This window comes from Caproiciproducens sp. CPB-2 (assembly GCF_036287215.1).
Lineage (GTDB): Bacteria > Bacillota > Clostridia > Oscillospirales > Acutalibacteraceae > Caproiciproducens.
Window position 1 is genome coordinate 2,615,698 of record NZ_CP142860.1, and the last position, 17,748, is coordinate 2,633,445.

Below are 17,748 nucleotides of genomic sequence, written 5' to 3' on the forward strand. Positions count from 1 at the left end.
TCTCTTTTTCTATATAAACCCCTTTTATGGGTCTATATCTAAAAAATTGTTCTTCAAAATACGAGATGTCTTACTTCTTGCCCACAGATGCCTTATGGCGGATAGAGTCTACCAGAACCGCCAGTAGGATGACTATGCCAACAACAAGCTTCTGTAGGTTAGAGGAAACATTAAGCAGATTCAGACCATTACGGATGACGACCATTATGATCGCGCCGAAAAAAGTACCCCATACGCTGCCAAAACCGCCGAGCAAACTGGTGCCGCCAATAACGCACGAAGCGATTGCATCCATTTCATAGTCCAGGCCAGCTGTAGACTGTGCGGAGTTAAGCTTTGCTACCAGAATAATAGAAGCGATTGCAGCACACAGACCGGATAGCGTGTAAGCAAATATTTTGTACTTGTCAACATTGATACCGGACAGCCGGGTGGCCTCCTCGTTGCCGCCGATGGAGTAAATATAGCGGCCGAATTTTCGGTACTTCATGATGTAATAGAACACGATGAACAGCACGATCATGAACAGAATCTGTACTGGAAACCCGGTGCCCGGAATGGTGCCCTGGCCGATCCATCGGAAGGATTCTGAGTAACCGGTGATGGTTTGGCCGTCGGCGATGGTCAGCGCCGCGCCACGCGCCATGGACATCATGGCCAGTGTCGCGATCATCGGCTGCAGCTTAAACTTGGCGATCATAACACCGTTGAAAGCACCGCATACCAAGCCGATCGCCAGAGCAACGACGACACCAAAAAAGGTAGACATTTTCCCTTCCACAACAATTTTGCCCATGACGATACCGCTGAATGCTACGATCGAACCAACCGAAATATCAATACCACCGGTAAAAATGACCAGGTTCACGCCCAGCGCCAGCACCGCCATCACGGTTACCTGCTGCAGGATGTTGACCATGTTGGCAAATGTACGGAACGCCGGCTCGATAATAGACATTACAGCGCAAAGTATGATCAATACAAACAATGCCGACATATTCGACAGGTCAATCTTCTGAAATTTCTCTTTCATCTTACTCTTCCCTCATTAATAGATTGGTTTTCGTACCGGTTGCATAGCCGACAACCATTTCCTCCGTGACATTTCTGATTTCCTCGCCCTCGATCAGGCCGGTCAGTGCACCCTCGTGCATGACATAGATACGGTCGCTGATGCCCATGCATTCCGAAAGCTCGGATGTTACCATGATGACCGCCTTGCCTTGCTCCTTGAGCGAGTTCATAATCTTATAGATTTCCGCCTTCGCGCCGACATCGATACCGCGGGTCGGCTCGTCGAACATGATGATGTCGGAATCGGTGTTAAGCCATTTGCAAATAACGACCTTTTGCTGGTTACCCCCGGACAGATTCTTTGCTTTCTGCTCAAGCGATGGAGTCTTAACATGTATGGAGTCGGCGATTCTCTGATTATGGGCGGTCTCCTTCGCGCGATTAAACCCGAAAGGTGTCATCGCCGTGGCCATGTTTGTAAGTGAAATGTTCTGGTTAAGCGAGAAGCTCAGGATCAGACCCTGGTTCTTCCGGTCTTCGGTCAGCAGCGCGAGGCCAATGTTCTTCGCTTGCTCGCAGCTCGCAATCTTGACCGTCTTACCCTTGACGCGAATCTCTCCACTGTCATACGGATCCGCGCCGAACACTGCACGTAGTAGTTCGGTGCGGCCGGCACCCATCAGTCCATAAAAGCAGGTAATTTCGCCAGCCCGTGCGTAAAAGGAAATTCCTTTAAGCGTGTTGCCCTGTATAAGGTCGCTCACTTCCAACAATTTTTCGCCCGGAGCGACCGAGACCTTGGGATAATATTCATTTAATTCACGTCCGACCATCATCGCGACCATCTGATCGATTGTGGTATCACTGATGTTAACCGTATCAATATACTTACCGTCACGAAAAACTGTCACTCGGTCTCCGATTCTCAGGATTTCTTCTAAACGATGGGATATGTAGATAACCGCCACACCCTGCTCTTTCAGTTTTTTAATGATAGCAAATAAGCTGTCTACTTCCCTTTCGGTCAGTGCGGAAGTAGGTTCATCCATGATAATGATGTCGCACTTAAAGGAAAGTGCTTTCGCAATCTCAACCATCTGCATCTGCCCCACAGAAAGAGTGGAGACCAGAGCTCTTTCGGAAATATCGGAATTGATGGAGTCGAGGAGTTCACGTGCCTGACTGTACATCCGTTTCCAATCGACTTGCCCTCCCCGTTTTGTCGGCTGTCGCCCCATGAAGATGTTTTCTGCGACAGTCAGATTCCTCAGTAAGTTCATCTCCTGAAAAATAATGCTGATACCTCTTGCTCGCTGTTCGTCTACGCTACGCGAAACGATTTCTTCCCCTTTGTAGATGATTTTCCCTTCATAGTCCGTGTTGACACCTGCCAGCACCTTCATGATGGTGGACTTTCCCGCGCCGTTCTCACCAATTAGAACATGAACCTCACCCGGCTCCACATCCAGGCGCACTTTATCCAGCGCCAATACTCCAGGGAAGCGGACGGTAATATCTTCCATCTGGACAATATACTGATCCTCCATGTAATGCTCCTTCCTTCATTTTCCCCTATTTACGATACCTCCTGCGACGCACGCAGCGATTGCAAACGAACCATAATGACAAACGCGTAAAAATTACATATTGATCATACTGCGGATGTATTCCCGCGCTTTCTTTGCGTAAACAAACGGATTCGCAATGGCGGGGTCCTGTTCCGCCTCTACAAGCAGCCAGCCCTCATAATGATTCTGAGAAAGGATGTCAAAAACCGGCTGGAAATCGATTGCGCCGTCGCCGGGAACGGTAAACGCGCCCAGACGCACCGCCTGAAGGAAGCTGAGCTTTTCCGCTTTTACACGAGCAACAACTGCCGGCCGGACATCCTTCAGATGCACATGCTTAATACGGCCCGCATATTTTTTCAGGACGGCCAGCGCGTCTTCGCCGGAAAACACCAGATGACCGGTATCGTACAGCAGAGAAACCGCGGAGGGGTCCGTATTCTCCATCAGCCGGTCAATCTCCTGTGTGGTCTGCACAACCGTGCCCATATGATGGTGATAAACAAGCTTCATGTTCTTTTCGGCGGCAAGCCTTCCCAGCTTTTCCAGCCCCGTTGTGAGTATTTTCCACTCCGCATCGTTCATAACATATTTCCCGTCGAAAATCGGGGTATCCATCTGCCCCTGTACGCTGTGCCCCTGTTCGGAAACGACAATCACCTTCGCGCCAAGGTCGTATAGAAAATCGCGGTGCCGGATAAACGCTTTTTCGGTTTCCTCATAAGGCTGCGTCGTCAGGAAAGAGCTGAACCACGCGCTGGCAATGCGCAGGTTCCTTTCCTCCATATAGCCTTTCAGCACACCGGCATCGTGCGGATATTTATTGCCGACCTCGGTGCCGGAAAAACCCGCGAGCGCGGCTTCGCTGATACACTGCTCAAACGAATTTTCCTTGCCGAGGTCGGGCATATCGTCGTTGGTCCATGCAATGGGGGCGATGCCGAGAAAAACATTCTTTTTATCAAACATTAAAAACAACTCCTCATCAATAGCTTCTCGCAGTTTTTCTATGCTGTTCCTTGCGTTCAAACGCTTCCCTGCCGTCCTCGCTCCGCGTCGTGCCGGCGACGCCGACATGCCACCAGGATTCGTAATCATGCGTCATGGTTTTGGGCAGGACTTTGATATCGATCAAAGTGGGAACCGTCTGTTTTTTGCTGTCGGCAAGGGCGGCCTTCAGTTCCTCCATGCTGCGCGCGGTATAGGTTTTCGCCCCGTAACCGGCGGCGACCGCAGCGTAGCTGACCGGAACAAAATCTCCGGTCTGATTTCCCGTTTCGGGATCGCGGAAACGGAATTCCGTCCCCAGATTTCCGATGCCGTTGGACATTTCCAGATTATTGATGCAGCCGTTCGAGGCATTGTCAAACAGCAGGATATTGATTTTCTGATGCTCCTGAACCGCGGTGACGATTTCCGAATGCAGCATCAGGAAGCTGCCGTCACCGACCATGGCGTAAACCTCCCGCTTTGGCTCCGCAAGCTTGACGCCGAGCGCGCCGGCGATCTCATAGCCCATGCAGGAAAAACCGTACTCCATGTGGTAGGAGTCGCGTGCCTCGGTCGTCCACATGCGCTGCAGATCGCCCGGAAGGCTGCCCGCGGCGCCGACAACGATCGCATCGTCCGCGATACCGCCGCGAATGGCGCAGATCGCCGCCGTCTGGGTCAGGCTGCTGCCCGTCATCCCAACAAATTTTTCAATGCTGTCCGGGGCGCGGTCCGCGACCATCGGCTCAAAGCCCTCCCCGTAGGAATAGGCTGCCAGCCGTTTCATCTCTTCGTTCCAGGCTGCTCTGGCGTCTGAAATCTCATTGGCGTACGCACTGCGGTAGCCTCTGTTTTTCAGCAGGACGGTGAGCACCTCCAGGGACGCCTTTGCGTCGCCGACCGCTTTGATGCTGTCCATTTTATAGGCGTGGAACCGGGACACATTGATGGAAACCATTTTTACACCCGGATTCCGGAACAGCCATTTGGAGGAAGTGGTAAAATCGGACAGTCTGGAACCGACTGCAAGAATCAGATCGGCTTCCCGCGCGATGGTATTCGCGGCCAGATTCCCGGTCACGCCGATCCCGCCCAGATTATAGGGAGAGCTGGAGGAGCAGGCGCTTTTTCCGGCCTGCGTTTCACCGAAAGGAATATGGAACTGTTCGCAGAAACTCTGAAGAACGTCTCCGGCTCCGGAATACTTCACGCCGCCGCCGCAGATCACCAGCGGTTTTTTGCTGGCCGTCACCGCGTTCAGGACATCTTCGAGCTCTTCGTTCGCAGGAAGGCACCTTGTGATTTTATGTACGCGCTTCTGAAAGAAATAGTCCGGATAATCGTAGCTTTCGCCCTGCACGTCCTGCGGAATCGCGACACACACCGCGCCGGCCTCCGCCGGGTCGGTCAGGACCCGCATGGCGTTGATCATGGCAGTCATCAGCTGCTCCGGGCGCTCCACCCGGTCCCAGTATTTGCAGACCGCTTTAAACGCGTCGTTCGTGGTGGTCTGCAGGCTGCCTGACTGTTCCACCTGCTGCAGGACCGGATCAGGCTGCCTGCTGGCGAAGGTGTCGCCGGGCAAAAGCAGCAGCGGAATATTGTTGACGGAAGCGCAGGCTGCGGCGGTGACCATATTTGCCGCGCCCGGGCCGATGGAGGAAGAGCAGGCGATCATCCTTTTGCGGTTGTTCTGCCTTGCAAAGGCGGTGGCCAGGTGAGCCATGCCCTGCTCATTTTTACCCTGAAAATATTTTAATTCTCCCCGGTTTTCATCCAGCGCCTGCCCGAGCCCGCACACGTTCCCGTGCCCGAAAATCGTGATAACTCCTTCTACGAATTTATTTTCCGCCCCGTCCACGCTGACGTACTGCTGATCCAAAAAACGCACAAGCGCCTGTGCCATTGTCATTCTGGTCGTACCCATAGCCGAACTCCTTTCGTAACCTTTATGCTCTGGCGATCATTTCGCCGTATTTTTGTTTGCAGTCGGCAATGTAATCCCGAACGGTCTTCACGTCCGGCATGCTGTCCGCACAGGAATGGCTGGCGACGAGCAGGGAAGCAGACGCGCTGCCGAATTCCAGACAGTCGATGATTTCCCAGCCTTCCAGCAGCCCGTACAGGAACGCGGAAGCGTAGCCGTCGCCGCCGCCGAAGCCCTTCAGCTTTTTAATCGGAAACGGCTTCACGGTATAGCTCTGGCCGTCGCAGGTGTAAGCGGTGGAGCCTTCCTTCCCGTGCTTGATGACAACGATTTTGGCGCAGCGGCTGTGCCAGAGTGCCGCGGTTTCCCCGTCCGAAAGACCGGGCCGGATCAGACTCTGGGTCAGGTCGTATTCCTCTCTGGAACCCAAAATCACATCTGCCTGGCCGGCGGCAATCCCGTAGTAAACGCCGAGCTCATCCTCTGACTGCCAGTTATACGCGCGGTAATCGATGTCAAAAATAACCGGCGTATCGGTTTTTTTTGCAAGGAACAGCGCCTTTAAGGCCGCTTCCCGGGACGGGCTTTCGGCCAGCGCCGTTCCGGAGATTAGAAGCGCCTTGCTCTGCTTAATGTATTCCTCGTCAATATCGTTCACATTTAACTGTAAATCCGCAATTTTATTGCGGTACATTAAAATGCTGCTTTCTTTTTCACTTAGAATTTCCGTAAAGGTAAGCCCCAGCTTTTCCCCATTTTCACAGCGGCGGATCCGGGAAGTGTCGATTCCCTCTTTTTTGAAATAATCCGTCACATAATCACCGAACCGGTCGTCGGATACCCGCGCGAAAAAGCCGCATTTCTTTCCCAGCCGCGAAAGGCCCACCGCAATGTTTGCGGGAGAACCGCCCAGATATTTCCTATAGGTCGTGCTCTCCGCCAGCGTTTTATAATAGTCAACCGGATTCAGGTCAATCGTAATTCTGCCCAAAGGCGTAAGGTCGAATTTTCTGTTTGCGTCAAACTCTATGTATTTCATCATGCCGTCCCTTTCCCTGTGCGCGTTTTATGAAATTTGCTCCAGAGGTATTCTGTTGTTGAAGATTTCGATATGTTTTTTTACGTTCCCGTATACTTCCCGCACCATCGCTTCATTGAGCGCAAAGTAATTGTAGGGAGCCTCCGTCTGGAAATACTTTTCCGCTCCCCGTGTCAGAGCGTCGAAATTGGCCGTGGCAATGTTGATTTTGCGGATACCGTGCTGAATACAGGTCCTGAAATCCTGAGGGCTGATTCCCGTACCGCCGTGAAGCACCAGAGGAACCGCGACCTTCTGATGGATTTCTTCCAGAATATCAAAACGGATTTTCGGCTCTGTGGTATAGTGACCGTGTGCGTTCCCGATTGCAACGGCCAGGGCGTCCACCCCTGTTTCCTTTACAAAATCGCGGGCGACGTCCGGATCGGTGCAGACCATTTTATGGTTGACGCTGTTGTCCTCGCTCCCGCCTACAACCCCAAGCTCAGCCTCCGTGGACGCTCCGCACTTTTCGGCCATCCGTATCACCTGTCCGGTAACCTTTATGTTCTCAGGCAGCTCGTATTTGGAGCCGTCAAACATGACGGACGTAAATCCCAGATCGAGCGCCTGCTGTACGGTATCCACTGTCAGGCCGTGGTCCAGATGGACCGCGACATCCACTTTCGCATCCCTGGCCGCATGAACCATCATGGGCCCCATTAAATCCAACGGGGAATGTTTCAGCCGGATTTGCGCAATCTGCAGGATAATAGGGGTGTTCAGTTCTTCCGCCGCCTTGACCGCGCCAATCAGCATTTCCATATTTCCTACGTTGAAGGCTCCGACTGCCCTATCCTCTCTGGAAGCGTCCATAATGAGTTCCTTCATAGGACGGATAGACATGTTTCATCCTTCTCTCTGTAATGTTTTGGATATGTTATGACGATATGTTATCACTATGCTGCAAATTATTCAATAGATTTTTGCGAAAACTTAGGCAATTTTTATTTATTTATAATAACTTACAATATTTAAATAATTCCTTTATCAATAATTCACAACTAATTAGTCCCAGAAAGAATAAATTTGCATTGAGTTTTGTGATTATATTTCTATATTATAATCAAATACTATTTTAATAAAAAATCAGCTAAAAGCTTTCTGAATTCGACAAATTTATGAATTGCAAATTTTGACTAAGTTCTATATAATAAAGGAACAATGTAACCATTTTCTGTATATTGCTCTATGATTTCCCGCGAATAACATATGATTAGGAGTTAAAATGATGCGGTCTAAAAGAATTGAAGAAATCAAAGCCTACATTTATGACAACAAAACGGTGACGCTCGACCAGATCTGTGAAAGGTTCAAGGTCTCAAAGAGCACGCTCCGCAGGGACCTGGACGAGATTTTGATGGAAAGCGACATTAAAAAAATTTACGGCGGTGTGACGGCGATTCCCAAAAGGGAACTGACTTCCTTTGAGGAGCGGAATATCTCGAATTCGGCGGCAAAGGAACAAATCGCCGCAGCCGCGGCCGAGCTGGTGGAGGACGGCGATATCGTCTTCATTGATTCGGGGACGACAACGCTGCACATCGTCGACTATATACGGGATAAAAAGAAAATCACCATCCTTACCAACAACGTGGAAATCATTTTGCGCGCAATCCCGTATGACAACATCAACATCATTTCCCTTTCCGGCACGCTCAACCGCAAAACCCTGTCCTTTACCGGCACCAGCTCCGCGCAGGTGCTGCAGAATTACAATATCAGCAAGGCGTTTATGGCCACGACCGGGTTTTCCATCGCCAACGGCGTGACGAATTCCTCTCCTTCGGAGTCCGATATCAAACGCATGGCCGTAAAGCGCAGCCAGCAGGTTTATCTTTTAGCCGACAGCAGTAAATTCGGTGCGGTTTCCCTGATTACTTACTGTGATCTGAGCCAGGTAAACGCCCTGATTACCGAAGCCGAACCGCCCAAAGAGATCCGCAGCTTTATAACGGGCTCCGGCGGCAGAATTCTTCTTGCTAAATGACGCGGTATTCAACGAATTGATAAAATTGATTCATAATCTATTTTCTTTCTGCCGATCAATGAAATCATTTTGCATATATAAATAACAATTTTCGATATTTATTTGGTAATTGACTTGATTTTTTTATTATTCAAAGATATAATGATTAAAAGATTCATAACTTACTCATAAGTTTATCATTTTTAAGGAGGAAAAAGAATGAGTGAAGTCAAGAAACTGAGACCTTATATCAACGGAGAATTCATCGAGTCAAAGACGGAAAAATACAGTGACGCCTATGATCCGAGTACCGGCGAAGTGATCGCCAAGGTGCCCTGCTGCACACCGGATGAGGTGGAACAAGCGGTCGCAAGCGCCAAGGCGGCTTACCCGGGCTGGTCGTCCACTCCGGTCGTAAAGCGCGTGCAGATTCTTTATAAGATGCGGCAGCTGATCGAGGAGCACCTCGACGAACTGACTTATCTGGTCGCGCAGGAAAACGGCAAGAACTGGTCGGAGGCGCAGGGCGACGTGCTGAAGGCGAAGGAAGGTACCGAACAGGCAATCTCGGCGCCTTCGCTGATGATGGGCGAAAGCCTGATGGATGCCAGCAAGGGCTACGATACCGTTCTGTACCGCGTCCCTCTGGGCGTGTGTGCGGGAATTATCCCCTTCAACTTTCCGTCCATGATCCCAATGGGCTGGATGACGCCGATCTGCATTGCGTGCGGCAACACCATCGTTTTAAAAGCGGCGACGTTTACCCCGCAGTCCGCCCTCCGGTTTGCGGAGCTGTACAAAGAGGCCGGCCTTCCGGACGGCGTCATCAATATTGTCACCTGTTCCCGGCACGAAGCCGAAATCCTTCTGACCCATCCCGATGTAAAAGCCATTACTTTTGTAGGCTCCACCGATGTCGGCCAGCATATTTATTCCACTGCGGCGGCGAGCGGCAAGCGCGTACAGGCGCTTTGCGAAGCAAAAAACCACGCTTTGGTTTTGAACGACTCACCGGTTGAAAGAACCGCGGCCGGTATCATTAACTCCTCTTTCGGCTGCGCCGGCGAGCGCTGCATGGCGCTTCCCGTCGTCGTCGTCCAGGAAGGGATTGCCGACCGGCTGGTCGCTGAGATTGTAAAACAGGCCAGTAAGATGAAAATAGGACCTGCCTATGACAAAACCACGAAGTTAGGCCCAGTGATCAACGAGGCGCATCGCCGGTCCGTATCAAGCTGGATTCAGAAGGGGATCGACGAGGGGGCCACGCTTGTGCTTGACGGCAGGAATGTCAAAGTAGAAGGCTTTGAAAAGGGGTTTTACCTTGGGCCAACCATCTTTGACCACGTAAAGCCCGGCATGACGGTCGGTGAAAGAGAAATCTTCGGGCCTGTGCTCTGCATTAAGAGAGTAAAAACCTTTGAAGAAGGCCTTGCCGTTATGAACGAGAATCCGTTTGCGAACGGCTCCGTCATCTTTACCCAGAACGGGCATTACGCCAGGGAATTTGTCCGCCACACCGACGGCGGCATGGTCGGCGTGAATGTCGGCATCCCGGTACCCGTGGGATACTTCACCTTCTCCGGGCATAAAAAGTCTTTCTTCGGCGACCTGCACTGCCTTGGAAAAGACGGCTACCGGTTCTATACGGACAGCAAGGTCGTCACCACCCGCTGGTTTGATGAGGAAGAATCCAAATCCACGACTGTAAGCACCTGGGACGGCACCATCTGAGCCGAAACCCGTTTGTACATAGCCGGCAGCAGAACCGGCGCAGAAGCCGGAAGGACGCTGCCCCGTTCCTCCCGGCGACAATTCCTCCCTCCACAGAAGCAAAAGGCTTACCGTTCATGTAAAGCCTTTTGCTTCTCCATTTAATATCGGCGGAATCTGTCCCGGGCCGCCCGGGACCTGCACCCAAAATGCCGTCAAACGGCGAGACTGAATAAAGCATTCCGTCTTTCTGTCAATCTAACCGCCAAATCATCAGATCAAAGGGGATTTCCCATTATGATAACCGCAGCAGAAAAGAAAGCGCAGGACACGCCGCAGATCCTTCTCCTGTCCGTGATCGTGTCTCTTTTTTGGTTTTGCCAGTATGTTTATATTCCCTATCAAACGGTCTACCTGTCGGGAATCGGCTCGGCACCCACTCTGATCGGCGTTGTAACAGGCGCTTACGGATTCACGCAGTTGATTCTGCGCCTGCCGCTGGGCGTAGCGGCCGACCGCCGCGGCAGGCACAGGCTCTTTATCATGCTTGGAATTTTCAGTGCAGGAACCGCTTCCCTGTTTCGGATCTTTCTGCCGAACGAATCCGGTTTTTTCCTCGGCAACCTGTTTTCCGGCTTCGCTTCGGCCACCTGGATTTCTTTTATGATCCTGTTTTTCAGCCACTTTCAGGAAAGTAGTTTACAAAAAGCTTCCGGCTTGATTGTCGGCGCGAATAATCTGGGGATTTTTCTCGGATTTTCCATGGGCACCCTGCTTTACCGGCATTTTGGAATGCATCTGCTGTGCGTGCTGAGCGCCGCCGCCGCGCTTCCGGCGCTTTTTCTGTCTCTGTTCGTCACCGAACCATCTCATGAAAGACAGGCGCCGCCCGTAAGGGATTTGCTGAAGATATGCACGGACAGGCGGCTCATTCTTTTTTCCCTGCTTGCGCTGATTCAGCAGGGGGTACAGATTTCCACCTCCATGTCTTTTACAGCACAGGCGGCGCAGGCGCGCGGTGCGGACAGCACACAGATCGGCTTATGCTCCGTCATTTACATTGTCGCTGCGGTGCTCAGTTCTTATTTTGCCGCTTCAAAAGCGTCTCAGAAGCTCGGCCCTTCCTTCTGGATTCCTGTGATTCTGGCCTGTCTGACGCTCTACTGCCTGTTGATTCCAAATCTTCCGAACATAGAGTGGTTTTACCCCACACAGATTTTATCGGGACTTTCCACCGGGATACTGTTTTCCTTCTGTACCTCGGAGGCGATGAAAAACATCCCCTCAAAAACGAAATCGACCGCGATGGGATTTTATCAGTCGGTCTATGCGGCCGGTATGACCGCGCTCCCGGTTGTAACCGGCGCTTTGACCAGCACATTTGGATTGCGCAGCGCTTTTTACTCTCTCGCCGGTCTGACCGCAGTTGGGCTGGACGGTGCTATTGTTTATTACTGTAACCGGCGTGGAACTGATTTTGGAAGAAGAAGCGGAACCGAAGATACACCAAAATAAAATTCCGCCTCGCTCCAAGGGCCTTTGGACTGACAAATCGAAAAGCGCACGGCTGAATTAACAGCCGTGCGCTTTTCCACATTAATACCAATAGTATATTGTCATGTATTTATTACAATCATTGGAGCAATTTCCAAGACTAATTAATTAAAATAATCACATTATACTTTATGTATCAATAATTTCATGAATTTACTCAATACATCAAAACTACAGCAATTCCATTTCAGTTTGCGAGATAAAACACGTTTCTCCCCCGCCAGAGGCGGGGGAGAAACGCAATCTTGTTGCAGAATCAACTGGAAATGCTGTAGGAATACGATTCATCTTATGAAGCACTCACAAAATGTTCCTCTGATAAACATGTTTCCTCCTGGGATCATCGTCAGACGGACTGCTTGAGCGGTTTGTTCATGCAATCTGACCCCGACAGACGGACAGAACAAGCCTGATCGTAAAACTGAATCTTATAATTTACTTTGGCCAGATGCCTTTGCAGCTCCTGAATCTGCTCCAGCACGCTTTCCCGCTGCCGGATGAAAATCTGCCGTCTTTCCTCCAGCGTCGCGTCCCCTTCGAGCGAAAGATCAATATATTCCTTGATTTTCTTGATCGGCATTCCCGTACCTTTCAGGCAGCAGATCACGGACAGCCGTTCCAAATCGGAATCCGTAAAGACTCTGATTCCGTTCTCCGTCCGTTCAACAAACGGCAGAAGGCCCTCTTTTTCATAATAACGAAGCGTGTGCGCCGTCAGATTCATTTTTTCCGCCGCCTGTTTAATAGTATAACCCATTGGAAATTCCTCCATCTATTATACAAATTGTAAATCTTTGTTTTGCTCGACTTAGAGTAAACATTAAGGCTTAAAACAGTATAACACGGAACGGAAAAAATGAAAATCGTTCTGTAATATAAACTTTTTGGTATTCTCTCTTTCGTCCGCCGTTTGCATAAAAACGTCATGAACCCAACCGCCGCCTGCCGGCCGGCGCCGTGAAAGAGCGGGATACATTTTCGTTTTGATAAAACAGACAGGAAATGAAATACAATTCTTCGGTTTATAGTAAATATGACAGTTTCCTTTGTGAAATCCATCTTGCTTTTTTTCAGAACCATGATATAATATTAACAAATAGGTTTTCGGTGCGCCGGCTGAGACGGAGCTTTTCATCTTGCGGCAAACCATGGGGAAACTTTTCAAAAAGTGATCGTACTGAATACAGGAGGGTTCGTCCCGAATGAGAAGGCGAGAGAATAGTGGAAATTCAAAAGGCACGTCTGTGTGCCTTTGTTTTGATATGCTATCCCTGTGCCTTTTCGGCGCAGGGATTTTTTTGCACGGAAAGGAGGCTATCCAATGGAATCCAGAATCGCCCTGGTCGGAATTATCGTGGAAAACACCGACTCGGTGGAAAAAATCAACGCCATCCTCCACGAATACGGGGAGTACATTGTGGGAAGGATGGGCATTCCTTACCATAAACGGCACATTTCGGTCATCAGCATCGTGATGGACGCGCCGGGGGACGTCATCAGCGCCCTTTCCGGGAAACTGGGAATGATCCCCCACGTCAACATCAAGACAGTCTACTCAAAAGTTCCCCCAACGGAAGAGTAATAAGAACGGAGATTACGAATGAGGGCACTGATCGACAGGCTTTACACGGAAAGAACGCTCAGCAAAGAAGATTTCTGCCTCCTTTTAAGCCACTGCACACCGGAAAACAGCGAATACCTTTTTCAGCGGGCCCGGAGCGTGTCCAAAAAATATTTCGGGAACTGGATTTACGTCCGCGGGCTGATCGAGTTTACCAACTACTGCCGCAACGACTGCTACTACTGCGGGATCCGGTGCGGCAACCACAGGGCGGAGCGTTACCGCCTGACGGAACAAGAAATCCTGTCCTGCTGTGAAAACGGCTATGGGCTCGGCTTCCGTACCTTCGTTTTACAAGGGGGAGAAGATCCGTTTTATACGGACGGGGACATCATTGGTCTGGTAAGCTCCATCAAAAAAAGCTACCCCGACTGCGCCGTCACTCTTTCCATCGGCGAAAAAAGCGAGGAAGCCTATCGGAAATACTTTCAGGCGGGGGCGGACCGCTATCTGCTGCGGCACGAGACCGCCAACGCGCGCCACTACGGCAGGCTCCACCCGGAAAGCCAGACGCTGCAGACCCGTATGGAATGCCTGCGGGCGCTGAAGAAAACCGGCTATCAGGTGGGCACCGGCTTTATGGTCGGGTCGCCCTACCAGACGGTGGAAAACCTTGCGGAGGATCTGCTTTTTATCCGGCAGCTCGAGCCGGAGATGGTGGGAATCGGGCCATATATCCCCCACCACGGCACACCGTTTGCCGATCAGCCCGCGGGAAGCCTGGAACTGACGCTGTTCCTGATCGGCATCCTCCGGCTGATGCTGCCGAACGCGCTGATTCCCGCGACGACCGCGCTGGGCACCATTCATCCGAGCGGGCGGGAAAAAGGGATTTTAGCCGGGGCGAATGTCGTCATGCCCAATCTTTCCCCCGTAAGAGTGCGGAAAAAATACGAGCTGTACGACAACAAAATCTGTACGGGCGAGGAAGCGGCCGAATGCCGGTTCTGCCTGCAGAACCGGATGGAGAGCATCGGATACCGGATTGTGGTCGACCGGGGAGATTTCCGCCCCGCCAATCTGAACGATTAAGGAGTTTTTATCATGTATAACTGCAAATCGAAAACAGCGACCGAATTTATCGACGACGAGGAAATTCTGGATACTCTGGACTACGCCCGGAAAAACAAACAGAACCGCGCGCTCATCGACGGGCTGCTCGAGCGGGCGAAGGACTGTAAGGGCCTGTCCCACCGGGAAGCGGCCGTCCTTCTGGAATGCGACCTGCCGGACGAAAATGAAAAGATGTTCAGGCTGGCCAAAAAAATCAAGCAGGCATTCTACGGCAACCGGATCGTGATGTTTGCCCCGCTCTACCTTTCCAACTACTGCATTAACGGCTGCGTATACTGCCCCTATCATTTTAAGAATAAAAAAATCTGCCGGAAAAAGCTGACGCAGGAAGAGATCGCCCGCGAGGTCGTCGCCCTGCAGGACATGGGCCATAAGCGTCTGGCGCTGGAAACCGGCGAGGACCCGGTGAACAACCCGATCGAGTACGTGCTGGAAAGCATTCAGACCATCTACGGAATCAAACATAAAAACGGGGCTATCCGCCGCGTCAACGTCAACATCGCGGCGACGACCGTGGAAAACTACCGGAAGCTGAAGGAAGCCGGGATCGGTACCTACATTCTTTTTCAGGAGACCTACAATAAAAAGAGCTATGAGGAGCTGCATCCCACAGGCCCGAAGCACGACTACGCCTACCACACCGAGGCCATGGACCGCGCGATGGAAGGCGGTATTGACGACGTGGGGATCGGCGTGCTGTTCGGATTAAATATGTACCGCTACGATTTTGTCGGGCTGCTCATGCACGCGGAGCATCTGGAAGCCGCCATGGGCGTCGGCCCGCACACCATCAGCGTGCCGCGCATCCGCCCCGCCGACGACATTGACCCCAAAAACTTCACAAACGCCATCTCGGACGATATTTTTGCCAAAATCGTCGCCGTGCTGCGCATTGCGGTCCCCTATACCGGCATGATCATCTCCACCAGGGAATCCCAGAAAACGAGGGAACGCGTGCTGGAGCTGGGCGTTTCCCAGATCAGCGGCGCTTCCTCCACCAGCGTCGGCGGGTACGTCGAGCCGGAAGAGGAGGAGGACAACTCTGCGCAGTTCGAGGTAAACGACAAGCGTACGCTGGACGAAATCGTCGGCTGGTTGCTGGACCTCGGCTTTATCCCCAGCTTCTGCACCGCCTGCTACCGCGCGGGACGGACCGGCGACCGCTTCATGACCCTGGTAAAGGCCGGGCAGATCGCGAACTGCTGTCATCCGAACGCCCTGATGACGCTCAAGGAATATCTGGAGGATTACGCTTCCAAGGATACCAGACAAAAAGGCGAAGCGCTGATTGCCAGAGAAGTTTTCAATATTCCGAATGAAAAAGTCCGCTCGATTGCCATGGAGCATCTGCAGGAGATGAAAGCGGGCAAACGGGACTTCCGGTTTTAAAGAGGAATCCATAAGAAAGGGTGCGAAAAATGAGTCTGACGGATACCCCAAGAGCCAACCGGCTTCACATCGGCATTTTTGGGAAGCGCAACAGCGGAAAGTCCTCCCTGATCAACGCGCTCACCCGGCAGGAGACCGCGCTGGTTTCGGACGTTGCCGGAACAACGGCGGACCCCGTGTATAAGTCCATGGAGATTTACGGCATCGGCCCCTGTGTGTTCATCGACACCGCCGGGTTCGACGACGTGGGCGAGCTGGGCCAAATGCGGGTGGAGAAAACGAAAAAAGTCATTGATAAAACCGACATTGCCCTGGTTGTTTTCAGCGGCGAAGACATTACGGAGGAAATCCGCTGGACAGACACCCTGCGCGAGCATAAAATCCCGGTCATCGCCGTCGTCAACAAGGCCGATATTCTTGCCGACGCGGCTGAAATCGCCGCGAAGGTCCGGAAAACCGGCAGGCTGAGCCCCATTGTGGTCAGCGCAAAGACAAAAACGGGGATTGAAAAAATCCGCGAAGAGCTCATCCGCCAGCTGCCCGAGGATTACGAGGCGAAGAGCATCACCGGCGGGCTGGCGGACAACGGGGACCTGATCCTGCTGGTGATGCCGCAGGATATTCAGGCGCCGAAGGGCCGCCTGATTCTGCCGCAGGTACAGACGCTGCGGGAACTGCTCGACAAAAAGTGTGTCGTCCTCAGCGCGACCACCGACAAGCTGGACGAAGCGCTGGCCTGTCTGAAAGAACCGCCCAAGCTGATTATCACCGATTCGCAGGTATTCAAGACCGTATATGAGAAAAAGCCGAAGGAAAGCAGGCTGACCTCTTTTTCGGTTCTGTTCGCCAACTACAAGGGCGACCTCCCGTATTATGTGGAAAGCGCAGGTGCGATCGACCGCCTGACGGAGCGGTCCAGGGTGCTGATTGCGGAAGCCTGCACGCACGCGCCGCTGGCAGAGGATATCGGGCGGGAAAAGCTCCCGCGTATGCTCCGCAAAAAGGCGGGGGAAGCCCTGACGGTCGACGTGGTGAGCGGTTCCGATTTTCCGGAGGACCTTTCCCCGTACGATCTGGTGATTCAGTGCGGCGCCTGCATGTTCAACCGGAAATATGTCCTGTCCCGCGTGGAACGCGCCCGCGCGCAGGGCGTTCCCATGTCCAACTACGGCGTGGTGATCGCGTATCTGTCCGGAATTCTCGATAAAATCGATCTGAACTGACCGACGTAACCCGGTAAAAAAGAGAAGGCCCGTTTTACGGGCCTTCTCTTTTTGTCTGTTCTGCTTATTCCACCGTAATGACCGAAACCGGACAGCCTTCCTGCGCCTGGATTGCCTTGTCCTCAGCCTCGGGCGGCACATCCTCCCTGTAAACCTCGGCCACACCGTCGTCGCCCATTCTGAAAACCTCGGGACAGGTTTCGGGGCAGAGTCCGCAGGAAATGCATCCGCTTCTGTCAAGAGTCGCTTTCATAATAACATCCTTCTTTCCGGTCAAACATGACCAAAATATTTTCGTCATTTTCTATTGGAGGGATATTACGATATTTCTTTGTATTGTCGCCTGATCGCGGAATTTTATTCCGCATTCAACATTTTTTACCGGATCATTGCTTCGATATTTTTCGTTCATCCCATTATACACAAACAGCGCCCAAAAGTAAATAACGGAAAAGATCCCGACGCATAAATTTTATGATCGCTTGGTATTTGGCCCAAGCGATTCCTTTTTTGTGTTGTGCGACTGGTTCTGGTTCTCCGGTTTTTTGGACCGGCCCGCTTCGTTTACGGCTTCCATCCGGTTTTCCCCGTTCAGGCCGTTTTTCTCCGGAACTTTCTTCTCGTCCATTTT

Annotated in this window: 16 protein-coding genes; 7 read left to right on the plus strand and 9 right to left on the minus strand. The window is 51.8% G+C overall.

Features of this window, described 5'->3' with window-relative positions:
* Positions 1 to 70: 70 nt before the first annotated feature.
* From VXK30_RS12950 to VXK30_RS12975, 6 genes are all read right to left on the minus strand, one after another.
* Positions 71 to 1,033 carry an ABC transporter permease gene (locus VXK30_RS12950; RefSeq protein WP_275715542.1) on the minus strand — a complete coding sequence of 321 codons (963 nt, stop codon included), beginning with the start codon at positions 1,031 to 1,033 and terminating at the stop codon, positions 71 to 73.
* Between the two features lies 1 nt (position 1,034).
* Positions 1,035 to 2,561, minus strand: coding sequence for a sugar ABC transporter ATP-binding protein (locus VXK30_RS12955; RefSeq protein ID WP_275715540.1), 1,527 nt, complete (start codon positions 2,559 to 2,561; stop codon positions 1,035 to 1,037).
* Positions 2,562 to 2,654: 93 nt separating this feature from the next.
* On the minus strand, positions 2,655 to 3,551 hold the full coding sequence (gene iolE, locus VXK30_RS12960) for a myo-inosose-2 dehydratase (RefSeq protein WP_275715538.1): 897 nt from the start codon (positions 3,549 to 3,551) through the stop codon (positions 2,655 to 2,657).
* A gap of 16 nt (positions 3,552 to 3,567) precedes the next feature.
* Complete coding sequence (iolD, locus tag VXK30_RS12965; RefSeq protein WP_275715536.1) at positions 3,568 to 5,499, minus strand: 3D-(3,5/4)-trihydroxycyclohexane-1,2-dione acylhydrolase (decyclizing); 1,932 nt, start codon at positions 5,497 to 5,499, stop codon at positions 3,568 to 3,570.
* A 22-nt stretch (positions 5,500 to 5,521) separates the two neighbouring features.
* Positions 5,522 to 6,538 carry a 5-dehydro-2-deoxygluconokinase gene (iolC, locus tag VXK30_RS12970; protein WP_275715575.1) on the minus strand — a complete coding sequence of 339 codons (1,017 nt, stop codon included), beginning with the start codon at positions 6,536 to 6,538 and terminating at the stop codon, positions 5,522 to 5,524.
* Positions 6,539 to 6,565: 27 nt separating this feature from the next.
* Positions 6,566 to 7,423 (minus strand): class II fructose-bisphosphate aldolase, encoded by an 858-nt coding sequence (locus VXK30_RS12975; RefSeq protein WP_275715534.1) that lies wholly within the window; start codon positions 7,421 to 7,423, stop codon positions 6,566 to 6,568.
* A gap of 385 nt (positions 7,424 to 7,808) precedes the next feature.
* Here VXK30_RS12975 and VXK30_RS12980 point away from each other — a divergent pair, with 385 nt between their 5' ends.
* The 3 genes from VXK30_RS12980 (at position 7,809) to VXK30_RS12990 (ending at position 11,771) form a co-directional block, all read left to right on the plus strand.
* Positions 7,809 to 8,567, plus strand: a complete 759-nt coding sequence (locus VXK30_RS12980; RefSeq protein ID WP_275715532.1) for a DeoR/GlpR family DNA-binding transcription regulator — start codon at positions 7,809 to 7,811, stop codon at positions 8,565 to 8,567.
* 198 nt (positions 8,568 to 8,765) lie between these two features.
* On the plus strand, positions 8,766 to 10,277 hold the full coding sequence (locus VXK30_RS12985; protein WP_275715530.1) for a CoA-acylating methylmalonate-semialdehyde dehydrogenase: 1,512 nt from the start codon (positions 8,766 to 8,768) through the stop codon (positions 10,275 to 10,277).
* A 276-nt stretch (positions 10,278 to 10,553) separates the two neighbouring features.
* Positions 10,554 to 11,771: an MFS transporter gene (locus VXK30_RS12990; RefSeq protein WP_275715528.1), complete on the plus strand. Its 1,218-nt coding sequence runs from the start codon at positions 10,554 to 10,556 to the stop codon at positions 11,769 to 11,771.
* 385 nt (positions 11,772 to 12,156) lie between these two features.
* Here the strand turns inward: VXK30_RS12990 and VXK30_RS12995 are convergent, their stop codons facing one another.
* Positions 12,157 to 12,567, minus strand: coding sequence for a MerR family transcriptional regulator (locus tag VXK30_RS12995; RefSeq protein ID WP_275715526.1), 411 nt, complete (start codon positions 12,565 to 12,567; stop codon positions 12,157 to 12,159).
* A gap of 564 nt (positions 12,568 to 13,131) precedes the next feature.
* Here VXK30_RS12995 and VXK30_RS13000 point away from each other — a divergent pair.
* The 4 genes from VXK30_RS13000 to hydF are packed head-to-tail and all read left to right on the plus strand — an operon-like array spanning position 13,132 to position 17,117.
* The gene (locus VXK30_RS13000; protein ID WP_275715524.1) at positions 13,132 to 13,392 is read left to right on the plus strand and encodes a TM1266 family iron-only hydrogenase system putative regulator; all 261 of its coding nucleotides are present in this window, start codon (positions 13,132 to 13,134) and stop codon (positions 13,390 to 13,392) included.
* 18 nt (positions 13,393 to 13,410) lie between these two features.
* On the plus strand, positions 13,411 to 14,463 hold the full coding sequence (gene hydE, locus VXK30_RS13005; protein ID WP_275715522.1) for a [FeFe] hydrogenase H-cluster radical SAM maturase HydE: 1,053 nt from the start codon (positions 13,411 to 13,413) through the stop codon (positions 14,461 to 14,463).
* Between the two features lie 12 nt (positions 14,464 to 14,475).
* A complete protein-coding gene (hydG, locus tag VXK30_RS13010) occupies positions 14,476 to 15,894 on the plus strand; it encodes a [FeFe] hydrogenase H-cluster radical SAM maturase HydG (RefSeq protein ID WP_275715520.1) in 1,419 nt (472 codons plus the stop codon).
* A 29-nt stretch (positions 15,895 to 15,923) separates the two neighbouring features.
* On the plus strand, positions 15,924 to 17,117 hold the full coding sequence (gene hydF / locus VXK30_RS13015) for a [FeFe] hydrogenase H-cluster maturation GTPase HydF (RefSeq protein ID WP_275715518.1): 1,194 nt from the start codon (positions 15,924 to 15,926) through the stop codon (positions 17,115 to 17,117).
* Between the two features lie 64 nt (positions 17,118 to 17,181).
* Here hydF and VXK30_RS13020 read toward each other — a convergent pair whose 3' ends face one another.
* A complete protein-coding gene (locus VXK30_RS13020; protein WP_275715516.1) occupies positions 17,182 to 17,370 on the minus strand; it encodes a ferredoxin in 189 nt (62 codons plus the stop codon).
* A 219-nt stretch (positions 17,371 to 17,589) separates the two neighbouring features.
* Positions 17,590 to 17,745: a hypothetical protein gene (locus tag VXK30_RS13025; protein WP_275715514.1), complete on the minus strand. Its 156-nt coding sequence runs from the start codon at positions 17,743 to 17,745 to the stop codon at positions 17,590 to 17,592.
* Positions 17,746 to 17,748: the final 3 nt, after the last annotated feature.